The organism is Yersinia thracica, assembly GCF_902170565.1.
GTDB classification, from domain to species: domain Bacteria; phylum Pseudomonadota; class Gammaproteobacteria; order Enterobacterales; family Enterobacteriaceae; genus Yersinia; species Yersinia thracica.
In genome coordinates this window covers 43,939-63,299 of record NZ_CABHXX010000070.1, presented here as the reverse complement: position 1 = coordinate 63,299, position 19,361 = coordinate 43,939, and the positions used below count along the sequence as shown (strand labels likewise).

Genomic DNA, 19,361 nt, shown 5'->3' with positions numbered 1-19,361 from the left:
CCCATTCAGCCAATAATTCAGATTCATCCATTTGCCTCTTTCATAGATGATAGCTATTCTCAACTACAGTCTAATAATTGAAATACTGAGGAATACAGATGCGTCTGTGGTCAAAATTATCCGTAATAACAGCAACCTTGCTTTCGGTCGCTTGTAGTGTAACGCCGCCAAAAGACGTGAAAGTCGTCGATAACTTTCAATTACCCCGCTATCTCGGTACCTGGTATGAAATTGCTCGTCTGGACCATTCTTTTGAGCGCGGGTTAGACCGTGTCACGGCTAATTACTCACTTCGCGATGATGGTGGCGTAAAAGTCATTAATCGAGGTTATAACGCGAAGAAACAGCAATGGCAGGAAAGTATCGGGAAAGCCTATTTCATTGGCTCACCGCAGCAAGCTTCACTGAAAGTCTCTTTCTTTGGCCCATTCTATGGCGGCTATAATGTCATTGATTTGGATGATGAATATCAACATGCTTTGATTGCTGGCCCTAACCGCGAATATCTGTGGATTTTATCGCGCACGCCGACGATTGATAACCAAACTCGCGATCGCCTGGTCGCCATCGCGAAGAATTATGGTTTCCCGGTGGAGCAATTGATCTGGGTGAAACAGGGGAAGGTTATCGCCGGGCAATGATATTGAATTCTATAATCAACTAAGGGGGATTGCCCCCTTGTCATTTATGACGCTAATTTCAACCCAATGATTCCCGCTAAAATCAGCCCCAAACTGAATACTCTCGCCAAACTGGCCGATTCGCCAAGCAGCACAATACCTAAAATGGCCGTCCCCACCGCACCAATCCCGGTCCAAACCGCGTAAGCCGTGCCTGCCGGTAGGGTTTTCATAGCATAAGCCAATAAGAAAACACTGGCGGCCATCGCGACCAAAGTGATAATACTGGGTGTCAGCCGCGTAAAACCATGGGAGTATTTCAGGCCGATAGCCCAAATCACTTCCAATAAACCTGCAATAGCCAAAATAATCCAAGCCATGCTAAACCCCTTTACTCAGGCGGGGTCGTCCCCAGAAAAATAGATGCGTGCTAGGTCGTCCCAGACAGCAGATAGATAAGAATGATAGGTTAGCACGCTAAATAATAAGCAGCAATCTCATGCCCCGCCAAAAAAACGGGGCAATAGCCGCCGATAATAATACCGATAGCGGATTATTCAGCACTACGCTCAATAGCGCTACCTGCGCTTTGAACATCTTTACCGACACCTTTGGTGGTATTGCAGGCGCTCAATGAAGAGATAACTAATAATGAGAAAATAATAGCGATGCTTTTCTTCAACATGATAAAAATTCCTTATGGAGAGTGAGTATATTCGCCCTATAAGGATAGTCACAAAAACAATATTGCACTTTTTCTTACTTAACTCACTGTCACCAATGGGCCAAACCCAGATAGCAGAAAACCGCCGATTAAGCGGTTTTCTTTTGTTCTCAGCGCAGTTTTTATCACAGCTTAACGGCTGTAGCTTACTTAACGCGAGAAACGTATTCGCCAGAGCGGGTATCAACTTTGATGACTTCGCCAACCTGTACGAATAGTGGCACTTTGACCACTGCACCGGTGCTCAGAGTTGCAGGCTTACCACCGGTACCGGCAGTATCACCTTTCAGACCTGGGTCAGTGTCAACAATTTCGAGTTCAACAAAGTTTGGTGGAGTAACAGCAATAGGCTGACCATTCCACAGAGTTACAATACATTCAGCTTGATCAATCAACCATTTAGCATTATCGCCAATAGCTTTAGCATCGGCTTGCAGCTGTTCGTAAGTCTCGTTATTCATGAAATGCCAGAACTCGCCGTCGTTGTACAGGTAAGTCAGGTTCAGGTCGTTAACGTCTGCGCCTTCCAGAGAATCTGTTGATTTGAAAGTCTTTTCAACACGTCCGCCGGTCAGCAGGCGGCGCATTTTAACACGAGCAAAAGCCTGGCCTTTGCCTGGTTTTACAAACTCGCTGGACTCAACTGAATAAGGCTCGCCCTCGAACATGATTTTAAGACCGGGACGAAAATCGTTGCTATAATAACTGGCCATGATGGTCCTCAAGAAACTGGTAATAAGCCTAAAAAATGGCAAGTATTGTAACCCGAAACATGCCAATTAGAGAAGATTGGTTGCAACAACTCGCCGATGTAATTACTGATCCGGACGAATTGCTAAGAATTCTGTTGTTAAATGAACACCCTAACCTACAACAAGGTACTGCTGCGCGTCGTTTATTTCCCTTAAGAGTGCCCCGCGCATTCGTTTCGCGCATGCAACCGGGAAACCCATCAGACCCATTATTGCTTCAAGTGCTCACCGCACGGGAAGAATTTATTACCGCTCCCGGTTTTACCGACGACCCACTTGATGAACAACGCAGTGTTGTTCCCGGCCTATTGCACAAATATCGTAATCGCGCACTATTACTGGTCAAGGGTGGTTGCGCTGTCAATTGCCGCTATTGTTTCCGCCGTCATTTCCCCTATCAGGATAACCAAGGCAACAAGGCCAATTGGCGCCAGGCACTGGATTATGTTCGCCAACATCCTGAACTGGATGAGATCATTTTTTCCGGCGGCGATCCGTTAATGGCAAAAGATAGCGAACTCAGCTGGTTATTGGATGAGATCGAAAATATCTCCCACATCAAACGGTTGCGTATCCATACTCGCTTGCCGGTCGTCATCCCGGCACGTATTACCACGGATTTATGTCAGCGGCTAAGTGATTCGCGATTACAGGTGGTGATGGTGACACATATCAACCACGCCAATGAGATTGACACATCTTTCCGTGGCAGCATGGCACTGCTGAAACAGGCCGGTGTGACCCTGTTAAATCAGAGTGTGTTGTTACGTGGAGTTAATAATGATGCAGAGGTGTTGGCAACATTAAGTAATGCATTATTTGATGCAGGAATTCTGCCTTATTACATCCATGTGCTGGATAAAGTACAAGGTGCGGCTCATTTTATGGTCGATGACGATGAAGCTCGGCAGTTAATGAAAGGATTACTGCGGCGTGTGTCCGGGTATCTGGTGCCGCGCTTAACGCGCGAAGTTGGGGGGCAACCCAGCAAAACACCACTGGACCTGCGGTTAATGCAGGATGAATGATTTGGGTGACAAATCTGCCGGTTGCAGACAACACACCTGCAGCTTGAAAGATGACGGATATATCAGGGGATGCCATGGCACCCCTTGATTTATTTACGCTTGAGCTTCAGATATCAAGGGCACTTGTAAACTTCGCCGACCATTTTGCTGTCTAGCGGTGCAAAGCTTGATAAGAAGGTTTCACTCGGGCTGGTTGCGCCATAGATAACATTGCCGCCCATTGCCGCTGCTTTATTGCGCAGGTCATTTGCCGCACCGCGCATAGAGCTGCTTTCACCGCTTGAGATCCAATTGCTCTGAGTCCCCGTCACCTGCCCAACCAACTGGCATTCACTACCCGGTTTGGTATCGGAGAACTTCACTTGCTCGCCCGCTGAACTCAATTGATTAGTGGAGCTACAGCCTGCCAGCAACACTGCCGCTGAAAGACCAAGTAACACTTTAATCCGCATTTTTTTCCCCATTCGAAGTTGAGAATCACGCTAAAGATTACCAGAAAGCACCGCTGCCGCTGGGGCATTCGCTGCCGAAATTATCCAGGTACCCAATGTCGAGACTGATGGCTAATGATTAACAGTTTACACATTAAATGTGTCCCGCAGCTAAAAAAAGTCCTGCAATCATCACACAGAGCAAAATAAAACTGCTTTTGGGGCGCGAGTTTGCAATATGTGAATCAGAAAAGGCTGAGTATAAAACGTGGGCGGGGCAAAGTTACGACAGGTATTGGCTGTATAGCCGTTTTTTTCCTATAAAAAAAGCGAGCAGGTTGCCCCACTCGCTTTCGGTTTATAGCTTAATCGAAGCTATAGGGTGGGGCATTACATCATGCCGCCCATGCCGCCCATACCACCCATGCCGCCAGCGCCCATATCACCGCCTTTGTCATCACGTGGCAGGTCGGTGATCATGCACTCGGTGGTGATCATCAGGCCAGCAATAGAGGCTGCGTACTGCAGAGCAGAACGAGTCACTTTAGTTGGATCCAGGATACCCATCGCGATCATGTCGCCGTATTCTTCGCTGTAAGCATTGTAACCGTAGCTACCTGAACCCGCTTTAACGTTGTTCGCGATAACTGAAGCTTCTTCACCGGCGTTAACTACGATCTGGCGCAGTGGAGATTCCATCGCACGCAGCGCAACTTTGATACCGACGTTCTGGTCTTCGTTGTCGCCTTTCAGGCCAGACTTAGTGATAGCAGATGCAGCACGAATCAGTGCAACACCACCACCCGCAACCACACCTTCTTCTACCGCAGCACGAGTTGCGTGCAGAGCATCTTCAACGCGCGCTTTTTTCTCTTTCATTTCAACTTCAGTTGCAGCGCCAACTTTGATAACGGCAACGCCACCAGCCAGTTTAGCCACGCGCTCTTGCAGTTTTTCTTTGTCGTAGTCAGAAGTTGCATCTTCAATTTGCTGACGGATCTGAGCAACACGGCCCTGAATCGCAGCTTCGTCGCCTACGCCATCGATGATGATGGTGGTGTCTTTGTTGATAACAACACGTTTCGCCTGACCCAGATCTTCCAGAGTGGTTTTTTCCAGTTCCAGACCGATTTCTTCAGAAATAACAGTACCAGAAGTCAGGGTAGCGATGTCTTGCAGCATGGCTTTACGGCGGTCGCCGAAACCAGGTGCTTTAACAGCGGCCACTTTAACAATACCGCGCATGGTGTTAACCACCAGAGTCGCCAGGGCTTCGCCTTCAACGTCTTCTGCAATGATCAGCAATGGTTTGCCGGCTTTCGCTACGGCTTCCAGCACTGGCAGCATTTCGCGGATGTTAGAGATTTTCTTGTCAGCCAACAGGATGAATGGGCTTTCAAGTTCAATAGAACCAGTTTCTGGTTTATTGATGAAGTAAGGAGACAGGTAACCGCGGTCGAACTGCATACCTTCTACTACGTCCAGCTCGTCTTGCAGACCTGAACCTTCTTCAACAGTGATAACGCCTTCTTTACCGACTTTTTCCATCGCTTGTGCAATCAGCTCACCCACAGTTGAGTCTGAGTTTGCAGAGATGGTGCCTACCTGAGCAATCGCTTTAGAATCAGAGCATGGCACAGACAGTTTTTTCAGCTCTTCAACAGCCGCGATAACGGCTTTGTCGATACCACGTTTCAGGTCCATTGGGTTCATGCCGGCCGCAACTGCTTTCAGGCCTTCAGTGATAATGGATTGAGCCAATACAGTTGCAGTAGTGGTACCGTCGCCCGCAGCGTCATTCGCTTTAGAGGCAACTTCTTTAACCATCTGTGCACCCATGTTCTCAAACTTGTCTTCCAGTTCGATCTCGCGCGCAACCGAAACACCATCTTTGGTGATCGTTGGGGAGCCAAAAGACTTGTCCAGAACTACGTTACGGCCTTTCGGGCCCAGGGTGACTTTTACTGCATCAGCAAGAATGTTTACGCCGCGTAGCATTTTGATGCGTGCGTCGTTACCGAATTTTACGTCTTTAGCTGCCATTGGTATGATTTCCCTTAACTCGTTCAGTTCAGAAGATTAGAGAGCGTGAATTACGCTTCAACAATTGCCAGAATGTCGCTTTCGGACATGATCAACACTTCTTCATGGTCGATCTTCTCTGACTTCACGCCGTAACCATCGTTGAAAATAACGATGTCGCCTACTTTCACATCCAGCGGTTTGATCTCACCGTTATCCAGGATGCGACCATTGCCGACGGCCAGAACTTCACCACGGGTAGATTTACCTGCCGCTGTGCCAGTCAGAACGATGCCGCCAGCAGATTTTGACTCAACTTCTTTGCGCTTGACGATAACGCGGTCATGCAATGGACGAATTTTCATTGATAGCTCTCCTATTGAGAAGGTCCGTATCAGGTTTAGGATGAGTACCGGCTTGCCTTCATAACCGATACCGTGGCTATCTTAATGGGGGCGACTTCACATCCCTTCAAGGGAGAGGACAAAAAAAATTTCAGTTTTTTCTTGTCCTGAGAGGGCTAATTTTAGCCATCTCTCCGCCGACCCACCATAGAAAGCACTCTCATTTACTTTATGAATTTATGATTAATAAACAATCAATTAGAAAGTATCGCGATTTACTTATCATCTTTAAAGCGGTTATCTGTCGATTTATCATCCTCTTCCGGACGATGCTCTACGATGAAGTGGTCATCAGCTTTGCGCTGAAACTCACCATCAAAGGTATTTCCGCCGCCCATAGGGCCAGAATTATTGTGATTAAAACCACCAGCACTAAAACCGCCACGATAAATATTCAAATGCGGCATCAGCTTTAGCGTCAAGGATTTTTGAATGGGTGGTAATAACAGCAACAAGCCGATGAAGTCGGTAAAGAAACCGGGGATTAATAATAAGAAACCGGCCAATACCAGTGAAACACTTTTCACCATTTCAGCCGCAGGGCTTTCACCCGCTGCCAGTTTTTGCTGCATCTGCATGAAAGTTTTTATCCCCTGATTGCGCACCAGAGATATCCCCACACAGGAGCTGAAGACCACCAGCAATAGGGTAACCATCACACCCAATACGGCTGCGACCTTGATAAATATCGATATTTCTATATATGCCAATAAAAATATCAGCGCTAACGGTAACCAACGCACCGCATTCTCCTTATTCCAATCATTCAATATCTCTCATCAGGGTAAACCTGCCTGACAGATACCATGAAAACCTTGACCCGACTGGCGCTGACACTGTTTTTTCCTTTATTAGCGGATTTCAGCATCAGCGACCCCTTCAACGAGGGTCGACCCTAATAAAATGGTGGTGGCTGAATCGCTTTTCAAGTTAGGCGAATACTTTTATTACTTATTAGTACAACTGTGAGAGAAATCACAGATATCAGATCATCTCAATTAATTCCGACCATATAGTGATCCTAGTTCAAGGCTTTTTATCAATAAGCAGCATATGATCCTGTCAGCAATAAGATGAATGGTTAATCTTTCCGTACTCAAGGTTCATTTCCGCATCATATTGCTCACGGCGGCATAATGTAGTTAACAAATACAAAACAAGACAGCAGATTAGAGAAGGTTCTCATGTCAAATAACATTCGTATTGAAGAAGACCTGTTAGGTACACGAGAAGTCCCCGCAGAGGCTTACTACGGTGTTCATACCCTGCGTGCGATTGAAAACTTCTATATCAGTAACAGCAAGATCAGTGATGTGCCAGAATTTGTACGCGGCATGGTCATGGTAAAAAAAGCAGCGGCGATGGCGAACAAAGAGTTGCATACCATCCCACGCAAAATTGCTGATGTCATTATTCAGGCATGTGATGAAGTTCTGGATAAAGGGAAGTGTATGGATCAGTTCCCGGTTGACGTGTTCCAAGGCGGCGCCGGTACCTCTTTAAACATGAATACCAACGAAGTTCTGGCCAATATCGGTCTGGAACTGATGGGGCACCAAAAGGGGGAATATCAATACCTCAACCCTAATGACCATCTGAACAAATGCCAGTCCACCAACGATGCCTACCCAACGGGCTTCCGCATTGCGGTTTATGCTTCCATCATGAAGCTCATTGATGCCATCAATCAGTTAAAAGAAGGCTTCGAAAGAAAATCCAAAGAATTCGAGAAAATTCTGAAAATGGGTCGTACCCAATTGCAGGATGCAGTACCCATGACACTGGGGCAGGAATTCAAAGCTTTCGCGGTGTTATTAAAAGAAGAAACCAAAAATCTGCAACGTACCGCAGAGTTGCTGCTGGAAGTTAACCTGGGTGCCACCGCCATCGGTACTGCGCTGAACACACCTGAAGGTTACTCACAGCTGGCGATACAAAAACTTTCTGAAATCAGTGGATTGGCTTGTGTTCCAGCAGAAGACTTGATTGAAGCGACATCGGACTGTGGTGCTTACGTGATGGTGCACAGCGCCCTGAAACGTCTGGCTGTTAAGATGTCAAAAATCTGCAACGACTTACGTTTGCTTTCTTCTGGCCCACGCACGGGTCTGAATGAAATCAATCTGCCAGAATTGCAGGCCGGTTCTTCCATCATGCCCGCTAAAGTAAACCCGGTGATCCCTGAAGTTGTTAACCAGGTTTGTTTTAAGGTGATCGGTAACGACACTTGCATTACTATGGCGGCCGAAGCAGGTCAGCTCCAATTGAACGTCATGGAGCCGGTGATTGGCCAGGCGATGTTTGAGTCCATCCACATCCTGACAAATGCTTGTTATAACCTGTTGGAAAAATGCATCAATGGCATTACGGCCAACAAAGAAGTCTGCGAGCGTTATGTGTTTAACTCTATCGGTATCGTCACCTATTTAAACCCATTCATTGGTCACCATAACGGCGACATCGTGGGCAAGATTTGTGCGGAAACCGGTAAAAATGTGCGGGAAGTGGTTCTGGAACGCGGCCTATTAACTGAGGCTGAGTTGGACGATATTTTCTCTGTCGAGAACCTGATGCATCCTGCCTATAAGGCAAAACGTTATACCGATGAAAATGAACAATAAAATAATCATCCGGTAGCCCTACAAGGCACGCATGCTCCTCTGGACAGCGTGCCTTTTTACTTTCTGGCAAACACAAATTTTTAACTTTAATTTTTCATTTAGATCAAGGAGTAAACACTATGATAGCCGTAGAATTAGTCATCGTTCTGCTGGCCATTTTTTTAGGGGCCAGGTTAGGCGGTATCGGTATAGGTTTTGCAGGGGGTATTGGTGTTCTGGTATTGGCGATTATTGGTGTCAAACCCGGCAGCATTCCATTCGATGTAATTTCAATTATTATGGCTGTAATTGCCGCCATCTCTGCAATGCAGGTTGCGGGCGGTATGGATTATCTGGTGCAACAAACTGAAAAGTTACTGCGCAAGAACCCAAAACACATCACCATCCTTGCTCCGCTGGTCACGTATTTTCTGACCATCTTTGCCGGGACAGGTAACATTTCTCTGTCAGCTCTGCCGGTGATTGCAGAAGTGGCGAAAGAACAAGGCATCAAACCTTGCCGCCCACTGTCTACCGCGGTAGTCTCCGCGCAAATCGCCATTACCGCATCCCCAATTTCTGCGGCAGTAGTCTATATGTCTTCCGTCATGGAAGGCCATGGCGTCAGTTACTTACATTTACTGATGATAGTCATCCCATCCACCCTGTGTGCGGTGTTTGTGATGTCACTGATTGTTTCCTGGTGCTTTAACTCCAAACTGTCTGATGACCCGGTCTATCTAAAACGTTTAGAAGAAGGTTTGGTCACTCTACGTGGCGACACAGTCAAAGTGATTAAACCACGGGCTAAAACCTCCGTGCTGCTGTTCCTGGCCGGTGTGTTGTGTGTTGTGGCCTATGCCATCATCAACAGCCCAAGTGTCGGTTTGGTGGCAACACCGCTGATGAACACCACTAACGCCATCCTGATCATCATGTTGAGCGTAGCAACCATCACCACCTTAGTGTGCTCAGTTGATACTGATTCAATCCTGAATTCCAGCACATTCAAAGCTGGGATGAGTGCTTGTATTTGTATCCTTGGTGTAGCTTGGTTGGGCGATACCTTTGTACAGCACAACCTGGACTGGATTAAAGAAACTGCGGGTAGCTTGATTCAAGCTCACTCATGGTTGCTGGCTGTAATTTTCTTCTTCTGTTCAGCACTGCTTTACTCTCAAGCTGCAACTGCCAAGGCATTGATGCCAATGGCAATGGCACTGAATGTTTCACCACTGGCGGCCATTGCTTCTTTCGCAGCGGTTTCTGGTCTGTTCATTCTGCCAACCTACCCAACACTGGTTGCAGCAGTACAAATGGATGACACCGGCACCACGCGTATTGGACGCTTCGTGTTCAACCATCCGTTCTTCATCCCTGGCACCATCGGGGTTGCACTGGCCGTTTGTTTCGGCTTCGTGATGGGCGGTCTGGTTCTGTAATCTATCAGCTGTAAATGGGGCGTGCGATGCGCCCCACTCTCATTTGCGAGCGTCATCGCATCTATTCCACTGCGATATAAATCATCTTCTGACCTCCCCCTACTTCAGGGTATAGTGCGTTTTATAAGCCGATGACTTCACACATTGCGCTATCTCGTAACTTCCCACGTCACCATAGAACAGCACTACCAATGAGGTTAAAATGTCTGATTGTGATGCAATTGTGGTATTGTGCACCGCACCTGATGAGGCCAGCGCGCAGAATTTAGCCGCGCAGGTTCTGGGTGAAAAACTGGCCGCCTGCGCCACATTGTTGCCGGGTGCGACCTCTATTTACTACTGGGAAGGTAAACTCCAGCAAGAGTATGAAGTCCAGCTTTTGTTCAAGAGCAATACTGGCCATCAGCAAGCGCTTCTCAGTTATATCAAACAACATCACCCCTACCAGACACCGGAATTACTGGTGCTGCCGGTACGGGACGGAGATAAAGATTACCTGTCATGGCTCAACGCTTCATTACTCTGATTCTACTGCTGTGCAGCATTTTACTCGCACCACACAGCGCACAAGCTTCACTGTTTAGTGATAATGCCGCTTTTGGCCAAAAAAGCGCCCAGAGCCGATTTATTCCGGTCGATCAAGCATTTGCCTTTGATTTCCGCCAACAGGGTGACCAGCTCACCTTAAGTTGGCAAATCCACCCTGATTATTATCTGTATCGCCAGCAAATCAAAATTGTGCCGCAAGACGCCACGCTCGTGGCATTTACTCTGCCGGAGGGTATTGCGCATCACGATGAGTTCTATGGCGAAGTCGCTATTTTCAAGCAACAGTTAACACTGACAATCCCCATTACACAGGCCGGTGAGCACGCCAGTGTCAGTGTGACTTATCAGGGCTGCGCCGAAGCGGGTTTCTGCTATCCCCCGGAAACACGGGTGGTTCCGCTCTCCGCTATTACTGCCGGCTCATCCGCAGCCACCGCGCCGCCAATCACCGCCCCTGCAACTCCAGTGCCAACTGAGCTGCCATTCTCCCCTTTGTGGGCGCTGCTCATCGGTATTGGTATCGCCTTTACCCCTTGTGTCTTGCCGATGTACCCGCTGATTTCAGCTATTATTCTCGGGCGTGAAAAACCCCACAGTCAGCGGCGGATATTGCTGTTGGCAGTGGTGTATGTACAAGGGATGGCGCTGACTTACACCTTACTCGGGCTGGTGGTTGCGGCGGCGGGTTTACAATTTCAGGCCGCGCTACAGCACCCTTATGTGTTGATTGGGCTATCTGCGCTGTTCGTGCTGCTGGCGCTCTCGATGTTTGGCCTCTATTCGCTGCAATTGCCATCGTCACTGCAAACCCGATTGGTGCAGTGGAGCAGCAGCCAACGCGGCGGCTCGCTAGCCGGTGTGTTTGCCATGGGCGCATTGGCAGGCCTGATTTGTTCGCCGTGCACCACTGCCCCACTCAGCGCCATTCTGCTATATATCGCCCAAAGCGGTAATATGCTGGCCGGTGGCGGAACGCTCTATTTATATGCTTTAGGAATGGGTATTCCACTGGTGATTGTGACGCTGTTCGGCAACAAACTGCTGCCGCGCAGTGGCCCGTGGATGCAGTATGTCAAAGAAGCTTTCGGTTTCGTGATTCTGGCGCTGCCGGTGTTCTTGCTGGAAAGAGTGCTGGGCGATGTTTGGGGCTTACGTTTATGGAGCTTGTTGGCGATTGCCTTCTTCGGCTGGGCATTTGTATTAAGTCTGAAAGCTCACTCCGGTTGGGCACGGGCTTGCCAGTTATTGCTGCTGGCCGCCTTACTGGTGGCTGCCCGTCCACTGCAAGACTGGGCTTTCGGCAACCACACACAACAGAGTGAAATTAAACACTTAGGTTTTAAGTCAGTGGCCGATTTACCTCAGTTACAGGCGGCATTAGCCCAAGCGAAAGGTCAGCCGGTGATGCTGGATTTATACGCCGACTGGTGTGTTGCCTGTAAAGAGTTTGAAAAATACACTTTCAGTGATGACAAGGTTCAGCGCCAGCTAGCCGATACTGTGCTGCTCCAGGCTGACGTGACAGCCAACAGCACCGAACATGGCGCGCTGTTGAAGCAGTTAAATGTGCTGGGCTTGCCGACCATCCTGTTTTTCGATGCTCAAGGTAATGAAATCCCCGCCGCCAGAGTGACCGGTTTTATGAATGCCACGGAATTCTTGCAGCATCTACAAAATTTATCACGCCAACGGCTAACTGATTGATATGATTTATGTTAATTGGCATTAAGTCCTGCTCATTCGCCCAAATCTTTAGCTTTTCCAGCCGCCATACCTATTGCCAACGTGGCGGCGATATTACGCGCCGTCCTGAACACATTGTCTGCCGCATTATCCAGCGCTTGCTCCAGAGTACAAACATTGTAAATCACACTAAAAATCGCATCCACCCCGTGCTCATACACCACATCCACATCATCGGTCAGACTACCGGCAATCCCAATCACCGGTTTGTTATAACGTTTAGCCACTCTGGCGACACCAATAGGCACTTTGCCGTGAATAGTTTGGCTATCCATCCGCCCCTCTCCGGTAATGACAAAAGTGGCATCGCGAACTAAAGCATCCAACCCCAATGCATCGGTAACAATATCAATCCCTGAGCTTAGGGTCGCGCCGCAAAAAGCCAGTAGCGCCGCACCTAATCCCCCTGCTGCACCCGCCCCTTCAACCTGATCAACATTGATATCCAGATCGCGTTTAATCACCTCGGCATAATGCCGTAGCCCCTCATCCAGTTGAGTGACCATGGCCGGTGTAGCGCCCTTCTGCGGGCCGAAAACAGCCGAAGCCCCCGCCCGCCCCGTCAGTGGGTTGGTGACATCACAAGCCACATCGATTTGGCACTGTTTAATACGCGGATCGCACTCTGAAATATCAATAGTAGCCAACTCAACCAGCTTACCGCCGCCAAAACCCAGCGGCTTCCCTTGCTTATCCAGAAACTTGATACCCAGCGCCTGTGCCATCCCCGTGCCGCCATCATTGGTGGCGCTACCTCCGATGCCGATAATGATATGTTTCACGCCCTGATCAAGCGCATTGCAAATCAATTCACCGGTACCGTAGGAGGTGGTTTTCAATGGGTTGCGCAAAGATGGCGGAACAAGCTCTAGCCCACTGGCGGCAGCCATTTCAATAAATGCACATTTTTCATCACCGGATATACCGTAAAAGGCATCAACTTTTGCCCCCAACGGCCCGGTCACATTAACCTTAATAATTCTGCCCGCCGTGGCCGCAACCATAGCTTCCACTGTGCCTTCGCCGCCATCAGCAACCGGCAACTTGATATATTGTGCGTCAGGAAATTGGGTACGAAAACCCGCTTCAATCTGCACAGCAACATCCAGCGCGGATAAACTTTCTTTATAAGAATCCGGAGCAATGACTATTTTCATAAATAACTCAATCTCATCAGCTACCCGCTGCCGCCCAAGATAGCGGGTAGCTTATTAGTATAGCTCCGCTCCCCTATGGCAAGCAGATGCGCCATAAAATGCGCCCCGCTTCACAGACTGCGAAACCGCAAAAAAATCATGCGATAAGCTTGCCGTTATAGTTTGCCAAATAACTCAGTGGTAAAGAATTAGAAAAATCGGGCGGTAGTAGTGATAAGGTACAGAGGTTGCTGACAGAAAGTGCCAATGTATTTATTTGCGTAATCAGCAGTGGAAAACCATACTTGCCGGGAAGAAGTTGGAGGAGAGCAACGTGCAACGCGAACAAGTTTTAAGCAGTGCGCTCAATCTGTTAGAACAGAAAGGGCTGGCAAATACTACGCTGGAAATGCTAGCAAAAGAAGTCTCCGTCGAAGTCAGTGATCTGGCCCGTTTCTGGCCGGATCGCGAAGCATTGCTGTACGATTGCCTGCGCTACCATAGCCAGCAGATCGATACCTGGCGGCGTCAATTGCAGTTGGACGAGACATTATCGCCGCAACAAAAGCTACTGGCGCGCTATCAAACACTCAGTGAACAAGTACAAAATCAGCGTTATCCCGGCTGCTTGTTTATTGCGGCCTGTAGCTTCTATCCCGAGGATGCCCACCCTATCCACCAATTGGCAGAGCAGCAAAAAGAAGCCTCGCTGCACTATACTCTGGAATTGCTGAGAGAGATGGAGGCTGATGATGCCGAGATGGTCGCCCAGCAAATGGAGTTGATTTTGGAAGGTTGCCTGAGCAAATTGCTGGTAAAACGCCAACTAGCCGATGTTGAAGTCGCTAAACGTTTGGCAGAAGATGTATTGGCAGTCGCCCAGTGCCGAAAAAATGGTGCATTAAGCTAAGCTGCGCAGGGTAGAATTTCGGACCAATTTGCGAAGAATTTTCCACTTTTGCCTGAAAAGAGAGCGATCAACACGCTTTTAGGGGTTTTAAGCTATAAATTCGTTGACGATCAGCGCCCAATACGGTTTAATGCGCCCCGTTGCCCGGATAGCTCAGTCGGTAGAGCAGGGGATTGAAAATCCCCGTGTCCTTGGTTCGATTCCGAGTCCGGGCACCACTATTTAAGCTTGTTTGTTACTGTGACTGAACATCAGTCTTAACAAACAGGTGATTGGGTAGGAATGCGATACGCTCGTAATTTCGCCACATAGATTTTAAAAGTAGTTAGCAATCAATTAGCTCACTTGTTAAATTAAGTGGGCTTTGTTACGTATTATGGTTACACAGAGTTTCCTCTCGTGTCAAACCAGCAAGGCTCATTGAGCCAGCTCCTCAATCCTCTCGGCATGAAACAAGAATAACCACAGAAAAAATCGCGCCATATAAGCAAAGAGAATTGTGATAGCATCAACTCACTAATAATGGCTAATAAAAATAACAGCGCCAGTAAGAGATTTAGCGTGACTTGCATCACCCTGACGGCAAAATACTTTCCCTGAGACAGTTTTTTAAACTAGTGAATATTCAGGCCATTATGGAGCAAGATTATCATTAAAAACACCACACCCAACCATTCACGGATATTTTCTCCCCACAGATGAACCCCCATTAGTGATAATAGGATAATTATCATTACGATATCCTGAATCACCTGAAATTTATATTTCGCTTTCATTTATTAGCCTGCGGCTATCACGGCATGTTGTACCACCGGATGGGATAGCCAATAAATATCCGGTCATAATCTGCCAGGTTTCGTATTTTTGCTTTTAATTCTGGCCGCCTCCCACTTTCAATTCTTGTTCGGCATATTTCAATAAGGAATCATGTTAACGCAGATAAAAGAGAAAGTGGGGCCTCGTTTTCTTATAAGTTTTTCCCGTAGAACTGATCAAGTTTACCCATAGCTTGATTCACATATTCCGGCTTCCAATAGGTTTCAATATGGGTTGCACCATCAATCAGGAACAGTTCCTTATCCTTCGCGTTGCTCGCGCCTTTAAAGGCCTTTTCGCTCATATACAGGGAATCGGCTTTACTGCCTGCTATCATCAATAGCGGCTTATTAATTAAATCCATATTGCTTGCCGCATCGAATCTCATTAAGTCGAGCAGACTGCTGGCGGTGTATCTGAAGGTTGAATTGGGGTGAGCATGAGTTTTGCCATAATACTCAAAACCTTGCCGATAGAGGTCAAATGGCAGCTTGGCAATTTGTTCATCCGTCAGCTTGGCATCTCCCAGGTAAATAACCTCACCGCCAGCGGCCTCTTGTGCTCGCGCATCAGAGGCTTGTTTTAAACGTTCTTGTATTGTGGCGAGTTGTGAATCTTGATAACCGTTGCGTCTGACCAGGCCGGAGTCAAACATGCTCAATGTGGCAATGGCGCTGAAGCGTTTGTCGGTTTGCCCTGCCTTTAAGGCATAGCCTCCACCACCGCAGATCCCCAGCAGACCTAAACGGGCCGTGTCCACGCCGGGATATTGAGTGATGAAATCGGCCATGCCGTGAATGTCTTCAATACGGTATGCCGGTTTATCCACATTGCGCGGCAAGCCGCCACTCGCCCCCTGATATGCTGCATCCGCAGTAATGGCAATGTACCCCTTTTCTGCCAAACGTTGAGCATACAGGCCTGCAACCTGTTCTTTCACGCCACCATTGGGGTGAGCCACAACGACTGCTGGGTATTTTTTAGCGGGGTCATAATTTGCAGGGGTATACACGTTGGCAGAAATATCCAGACCATTTAACTGATAAGTCACCGGATGAATATTAACTTTACCTTTCACGTTTTCAGTAATCGCGCCGTCATAGGTCAAGGTAAACGGATTTAATTTATAATCTGCTGCCATTGCGCCCCCCGATGAAAGAGTGATCACTGCCGCTAATAATGTTGTTTTAAAAACGTTGTATTTCATTTAAAGAATCCTCCAGATATCTAAAGCAAATAACGTATTACCCCGACATTCCTTTTGGTCTTTTTTAGCGAGGGGGTGGCTTGCAGGCAGTCTACGGGGGGCATGCTGACATCAGCATGACGGCCAGATAACATTTCTGTCAGTTAGAAAAATATTTTTCTGACAAAAATGTCAGGAAAATGTCAGCTTGGTGTTGGTCATTAGCCGCTAAGATAAGTGAAATAAGACGTTTATTGCCCTGATGGGTAAGGGAGATACGAACATGCGGTTACTCTTGGTAGAAGATGAGGAGAAGACGTCTTCCTATATCAATCGCGCACTCAGCGAACTGGGTTTTACCGTGGATGTGGCAGCCAACGGTACGGACGGATTGCACCTGGCCCTTGAGTATGATTACGATACGATTGTGCTGGATGTCATGTTGCCTGGCATGGATGGTTATAGTGTTCTGGAAGGTCTTCGCGCCAGCAAGCAAACCCCGGTGCTGATGTTATCTGCTCGCGGTTCGGTTGATGAACGAGTCAAGGGTCTGCGTCAGGGTGCGGACGACTATCTGCCTAAACCTTTTTCGCTGATTGAACTGGTTGCCCGTATCCAGGCGTTGTTGCGCCGGCGCCCGAGTGATGGCGTAGATGTCACTCAATTGCACATTAACGATCTGCATCTCGACCTGCTGGCAAGGCGTGTCACAAGAGCCGGTGAACGTCTTGAACTGACCGCAAAAGAGTTCGCTCTGTTAAGCCTGTTAGCCAGACATCAGGGAGAGATCCTGTCAAAAATGATGATTGCAGAGCAGGTCTGGGACATGAATTTTGACAGCGATGCCAATGTGGTTGAGGTCGCGATAAAACGCCTGCGGGCAAAAATTGATGCGCCCTACCCGGTCAAATTGCTGCATACCGTGAGAGGCATGGGGTATGTCCTTGAAACCCGCCCCGAGCGCCAGTCTAAATAGGGAGTTATCATGATAAAGCGTTCTATCTCTGGACGTTTGGCCCTGATGTTTGCCTTGGCCTCCATACTGATAGTTTCAGCTCTGGGTATTGTGCTGCGAAACTCTTTGCATGACTCACTGCAAAAACAGATGCATAACGAATTGCAGTTCAGGGAATCGCTGATGACACCCTGGATCCTCTCCCGCACCACGCTGGACGGCTGGCAAACGCTGACGACCAAATTTACCGATTTGGCCACGGCTGAGGGTGGTCGCGTACAGTATTGGATCCTCAGTGATGATCCAAAGCTTCAGGTGGGCGGCCCGCCACCCAGTGGGGTCACCTGGGCTTCGCTGAGTAAAGGATTCAGCAAAGTTCCCGGTGCCACAGAAGAGTCATGCTCTCTGTTTTTATTGATGTCGGAAATTCCTGCCCAAGGGGAGCGCCCCGCTCTGCGCTATGTAGTGGCCATCGACTCCACACCGTATATGGGTACCCTGAATGAATTTACCCGTACACTGATCTTCATCAGCGCAATCGGTGTTTTATTAGTGGCCCAGTTGGGGTTTGTGATTGCCAGAATAGGCATGCGCCCGGTCAACAAACTCAGCGATCAGGCCCATCACCTTGCTCCGGGAAATCACGGGCAGCGTCTGGACACCTCAACGCTGCCGGATGAACTGCAAAAGCTGGCCGTGACATTCAATGGGGTACTCGAACGGCAGGAAATCGCCTGGCGACAACTTGAAAGTTTTAACGCCGATGTGGCTCATGAACTGAGAACCCCGCTGACCAATCTGATGGGGCAAACGCAGCTCGGTCTGTCACGGCAACGCGAAACGCATGAACTCGAGGAGTTACTGGAGTCCAATCTGGAAGAACTCGAGAGAATGACCTCTATCGTCAACGATATGCTGTTCCTCTCCCATGCTCAGGCTGGGGAGCATGCAACCCAGTTAACCGACGTGTCTCTGAGTGAAGAGACCTACAAGACCACGGAGTATGTGGAGCCGTCCTTTGCTGAAAAAAACCTGTCTATTCATGTCGAGGGAGATCTCACGGCACGCATTGATCGGCGACTTTTCCACCGCGCTCTAGCGAATTTACTGGAAAACAGCGCCCGACATGCTGTTCCTGGTACCACCGTGAAGGTGACGATCGGCAGAGAGAATAATCTGGCCTCCATCACGGTCGCCAACATGGGTGAACCCATCGCGGCTGAACATCTGAAACGTTTATTTGAGCGTTTTTATCGTGCGGATTATTCCCGTGCGCGCAGTGATACACACCATGGACTCGGGCTTTCCATCGTTAGGGCAGTGGCGATAATGCACCGTGGCGATGTCTTTGCCAGTAGCCAAAATGGGATCAATACCTTCGGCCTGACACTCGCCATAAGCAGTGAACCTGTTGAAAAAGAAACGGATAGTTATGTGAAGTCGGGAATGCCCATGCTGTCATAATCCATTTCGTGCGCATTCTGACAAACTTGTCAGGCAGCGGTCAGCCTGGTGACATGAAGCATCCAGTAAACTCAGGTTATCGTCACCACTATCTCCCCCAACTTTTAATGGTGTCGATAACAAAGGAAATGGATGATGAAAAACAAGATTCAGCAGTACCTGCTATGCACCGCTCTTACCTTTGCCGGTTCAATGGCCACCTTTGCTCACGCGCAGGATGCGGCGAAAAATAAAACAGAAAAACCGTCTCGGGCGCAACAATTGATGGGGGATATCGCCCCCAAGATGGCGCAACTCACTGACGATGTCCTGTATGCCGATATCTGGGAACGGCCACAGCTCTCAAAACGTGATCGGAGCCTGGTGACCGTCAGTGCTCTGGTGGCAATGGATCGTCCTGACCAGTTGCGTTCTCATCTGCGTCTGGCTCGCCAGAACGGTGTCACTGAGGAAGAGTTGGTCGAAACCATCACCCAGCTTGCTTTCTATTCAGGGTGGCCAACGGCAGTAACCGCGATATCCATTGCAAAAGAAGTGTTTAAAGAAGGGAAATAGTTTTTTTCTGCAATGGATTAATGG

At 48.4% G+C, this 19,361-nt stretch carries 19 protein-coding genes, 1 tRNA gene and 2 pseudogenes; 11 read left to right on the top strand and 11 right to left on the bottom strand.

The features are described 5' to 3' along the window. Nucleotides 1–98 precede the first annotated feature (98 nt). Nucleotides 99–641: an outer membrane lipoprotein Blc gene (gene blc, locus FTA91_RS08965; protein WP_145534376.1), complete on the top strand. Its 543-nt coding sequence runs from the start codon at nt 99–101 to the stop codon at nt 639–641. 44 nt (nt 642–685) lie between these two features. Here the strand turns inward: blc and sugE are convergent, their stop codons facing one another. The 3 genes from sugE to efp all read right to left on the bottom strand — a co-directional run bounded on the left by sugE (nt 686) and on the right by efp (nt 2,057). Next, a complete protein-coding gene (sugE, locus tag FTA91_RS08960) occupies nt 686–1,000 on the bottom strand; it encodes a quaternary ammonium compound efflux SMR transporter SugE (protein WP_050115015.1) in 315 nt (104 codons plus the stop codon). A gap of 173 nt (nt 1,001–1,173) precedes the next feature. Next, entirely contained in the window at nt 1,174–1,305 is a 132-nt protein-coding gene (locus FTA91_RS08955) for an entericidin A/B family lipoprotein (protein WP_004392446.1), read from the bottom strand. A 185-nt stretch (nt 1,306–1,490) separates the two neighbouring features. Beyond that, a complete protein-coding gene (gene efp, locus FTA91_RS08950) occupies nt 1,491–2,057 on the bottom strand; it encodes an elongation factor P (RefSeq protein ID WP_049561631.1) in 567 nt (188 codons plus the stop codon). A 35-nt stretch (nt 2,058–2,092) separates the two neighbouring features. Between efp and epmB the strand changes: the two genes are divergently transcribed. Continuing rightward, nucleotides 2,093–3,124, top strand: a complete 1,032-nt coding sequence (gene epmB, locus FTA91_RS08945; RefSeq protein WP_145534373.1) for an EF-P beta-lysylation protein EpmB — start codon at nt 2,093–2,095, stop codon at nt 3,122–3,124. Nucleotides 3,125–3,237: 113 nt separating this feature from the next. Here the strand turns inward: epmB and FTA91_RS08940 are convergent, their stop codons facing one another. The 4 genes from FTA91_RS08940 to FTA91_RS08925 all read right to left on the bottom strand — a co-directional run bounded on the left by FTA91_RS08940 (nt 3,238) and on the right by FTA91_RS08925 (nt 6,724). After that, nucleotides 3,238–3,576, bottom strand: a complete 339-nt coding sequence (locus FTA91_RS08940; RefSeq protein WP_050115010.1) for a DUF4156 domain-containing protein — start codon at nt 3,574–3,576, stop codon at nt 3,238–3,240. Nucleotides 3,577–3,945: 369 nt separating this feature from the next. After that, a complete protein-coding gene (gene groL, locus FTA91_RS08935; protein ID WP_038636978.1) occupies nt 3,946–5,598 on the bottom strand; it encodes a chaperonin GroEL in 1,653 nt (550 codons plus the stop codon). Nucleotides 5,599–5,648: 50 nt separating this feature from the next. Continuing rightward, entirely contained in the window at nt 5,649–5,942 is a 294-nt protein-coding gene (locus tag FTA91_RS08930) for a co-chaperone GroES (protein ID WP_004391824.1), read from the bottom strand. A 254-nt stretch (nt 5,943–6,196) separates the two neighbouring features. After that, nucleotides 6,197–6,724: an FxsA family protein gene (locus FTA91_RS08925; protein ID WP_050115009.1), complete on the bottom strand. Its 528-nt coding sequence runs from the start codon at nt 6,722–6,724 to the stop codon at nt 6,197–6,199. A gap of 441 nt (nt 6,725–7,165) precedes the next feature. On the opposite strand from FTA91_RS08925, the gene aspA reads away from it, so the two are divergent. From aspA to FTA91_RS08905, 4 genes are all read left to right on the top strand, one after another. Then, nucleotides 7,166–8,602, top strand: a complete 1,437-nt coding sequence (gene aspA, locus FTA91_RS08920; protein WP_004391821.1) for an aspartate ammonia-lyase — start codon at nt 7,166–7,168, stop codon at nt 8,600–8,602. A 119-nt stretch (nt 8,603–8,721) separates the two neighbouring features. Next, on the top strand, nt 8,722–10,023 hold the full coding sequence (locus FTA91_RS08915) for an anaerobic C4-dicarboxylate transporter (RefSeq protein ID WP_050115007.1): 1,302 nt from the start codon (nt 8,722–8,724) through the stop codon (nt 10,021–10,023). A 202-nt stretch (nt 10,024–10,225) separates the two neighbouring features. Continuing rightward, a complete protein-coding gene (gene cutA / locus FTA91_RS08910) occupies nt 10,226–10,549 on the top strand; it encodes a divalent cation tolerance protein CutA (protein ID WP_050115005.1) in 324 nt (107 codons plus the stop codon). Beyond that, nucleotides 10,525–12,276: a protein-disulfide reductase DsbD gene (locus FTA91_RS08905; RefSeq protein ID WP_050115002.1), complete on the top strand. Its 1,752-nt coding sequence runs from the start codon at nt 10,525–10,527 to the stop codon at nt 12,274–12,276. Before cutA ends, FTA91_RS08905 begins: the two co-directional genes overlap by 25 nt. Before the next feature lie 32 nt (nt 12,277–12,308). Here the strand turns inward: FTA91_RS08905 and FTA91_RS08900 are convergent, their stop codons facing one another. Further along, nucleotides 12,309–13,472, bottom strand: coding sequence for a glycerate kinase (locus FTA91_RS08900; RefSeq protein ID WP_050115000.1), 1,164 nt, complete (start codon nt 13,470–13,472; stop codon nt 12,309–12,311). A gap of 313 nt (nt 13,473–13,785) precedes the next feature. Here FTA91_RS08900 and FTA91_RS08895 point away from each other — a divergent pair, with 313 nt between their 5' ends. Both FTA91_RS08895 and FTA91_RS08890 read left to right on the top strand, forming a co-directional pair. Then, on the top strand, nt 13,786–14,361 hold the full coding sequence (locus FTA91_RS08895; protein WP_050114998.1) for a transcriptional regulator: 576 nt from the start codon (nt 13,786–13,788) through the stop codon (nt 14,359–14,361). A gap of 142 nt (nt 14,362–14,503) precedes the next feature. Further along, nucleotides 14,504–14,579, top strand: a tRNA-Phe gene (locus FTA91_RS08890). A 270-nt stretch (nt 14,580–14,849) separates the two neighbouring features. Here FTA91_RS08890 and FTA91_RS08885 read toward each other — a convergent pair. The 3 genes and pseudogenes from FTA91_RS08885 to FTA91_RS08875 all read right to left on the bottom strand — a co-directional run. Next, nucleotides 14,850–15,137 (bottom strand): annotated as a pseudogene (locus tag FTA91_RS08885) (DUF4405 domain-containing protein); the annotation flags it as partial. 20 nt (nt 15,138–15,157) lie between these two features. Further along, nucleotides 15,158–15,291 (bottom strand): annotated as a pseudogene (locus FTA91_RS08880) (flavodoxin); the annotation flags it as partial. A gap of 37 nt (nt 15,292–15,328) precedes the next feature. Next, nucleotides 15,329–16,318: an alpha/beta hydrolase gene (locus FTA91_RS08875; protein ID WP_413081182.1), complete on the bottom strand. Its 990-nt coding sequence runs from the start codon at nt 16,316–16,318 to the stop codon at nt 15,329–15,331. 328 nt (nt 16,319–16,646) lie between these two features. Here FTA91_RS08875 and FTA91_RS08870 point away from each other — a divergent pair, with 328 nt between their 5' ends. The 3 genes from FTA91_RS08870 to FTA91_RS08855 all read left to right on the top strand — a co-directional run bounded on the left by FTA91_RS08870 (nt 16,647) and on the right by FTA91_RS08855 (nt 19,337). Then, entirely contained in the window at nt 16,647–17,339 is a 693-nt protein-coding gene (locus tag FTA91_RS08870; RefSeq protein WP_145534369.1) for a heavy metal response regulator transcription factor, read from the top strand. 9 nt (nt 17,340–17,348) lie between these two features. Next, nucleotides 17,349–18,782, top strand: a complete 1,434-nt coding sequence (locus FTA91_RS08865) for a heavy metal sensor histidine kinase (RefSeq protein ID WP_050114993.1) — start codon at nt 17,349–17,351, stop codon at nt 18,780–18,782. A gap of 132 nt (nt 18,783–18,914) precedes the next feature. Next, nucleotides 18,915–19,337 carry a carboxymuconolactone decarboxylase family protein gene (locus tag FTA91_RS08855; protein ID WP_037401574.1) on the top strand — a complete coding sequence of 141 codons (423 nt, stop codon included), beginning with the start codon at nt 18,915–18,917 and terminating at the stop codon, nt 19,335–19,337. Nucleotides 19,338–19,361 lie beyond the last annotated feature (24 nt).

Bases quoted from the DNA above. Each gene is read 5' to 3' on its own strand.
- blc (WP_145534376.1), top strand. From the start codon at position 99: ATGCGTCTGTGGTCAAAATTATCCGTAATAACAGCAACCTTGCTTTCG.
- sugE (WP_050115015.1), bottom strand. From the start codon at position 1,000: ATGGCTTGGATTATTTTGGCTATTGCAGGTTTATTGGAAGTGATTTGG.
- FTA91_RS08955 (WP_004392446.1), bottom strand. From the start codon at position 1,305: ATGTTGAAGAAAAGCATCGCTATTATTTTCTCATTATTAGTTATCTCT.
- efp (WP_049561631.1), bottom strand. From the start codon at position 2,057: ATGGCCAGTTATTATAGCAACGATTTTCGTCCCGGTCTTAAAATCATG.
- epmB (WP_145534373.1), top strand. From the start codon at position 2,093: ATGGCAAGTATTGTAACCCGAAACATGCCAATTAGAGAAGATTGGTTG.
- FTA91_RS08940 (WP_050115010.1), bottom strand. From the start codon at position 3,576: ATGCGGATTAAAGTGTTACTTGGTCTTTCAGCGGCAGTGTTGCTGGCA.
- groL (WP_038636978.1), bottom strand. From the start codon at position 5,598: ATGGCAGCTAAAGACGTAAAATTCGGTAACGACGCACGCATCAAAATG.
- FTA91_RS08930 (WP_004391824.1), bottom strand. From the start codon at position 5,942: ATGAAAATTCGTCCATTGCATGACCGCGTTATCGTCAAGCGCAAAGAA.
- aspA (WP_004391821.1), top strand. From the start codon at position 7,166: ATGTCAAATAACATTCGTATTGAAGAAGACCTGTTAGGTACACGAGAA.
- FTA91_RS08915 (WP_050115007.1), top strand. From the start codon at position 8,722: ATGATAGCCGTAGAATTAGTCATCGTTCTGCTGGCCATTTTTTTAGGG.
- cutA (WP_050115005.1), top strand. From the start codon at position 10,226: ATGTCTGATTGTGATGCAATTGTGGTATTGTGCACCGCACCTGATGAG.
- FTA91_RS08905 (WP_050115002.1), top strand. From the start codon at position 10,525: ATGGCTCAACGCTTCATTACTCTGATTCTACTGCTGTGCAGCATTTTA.
- FTA91_RS08900 (WP_050115000.1), bottom strand. From the start codon at position 13,472: ATGAAAATAGTCATTGCTCCGGATTCTTATAAAGAAAGTTTATCCGCG.
- FTA91_RS08875 (WP_413081182.1), bottom strand. From the start codon at position 16,318: ATGGCAGCAGATTATAAATTAAATCCGTTTACCTTGACCTATGACGGC.
- FTA91_RS08870 (WP_145534369.1), top strand. From the start codon at position 16,647: ATGCGGTTACTCTTGGTAGAAGATGAGGAGAAGACGTCTTCCTATATC.
- FTA91_RS08865 (WP_050114993.1), top strand. From the start codon at position 17,349: ATGATAAAGCGTTCTATCTCTGGACGTTTGGCCCTGATGTTTGCCTTG.
- FTA91_RS08855 (WP_037401574.1), top strand. From the start codon at position 18,915: ATGATGAAAAACAAGATTCAGCAGTACCTGCTATGCACCGCTCTTACC.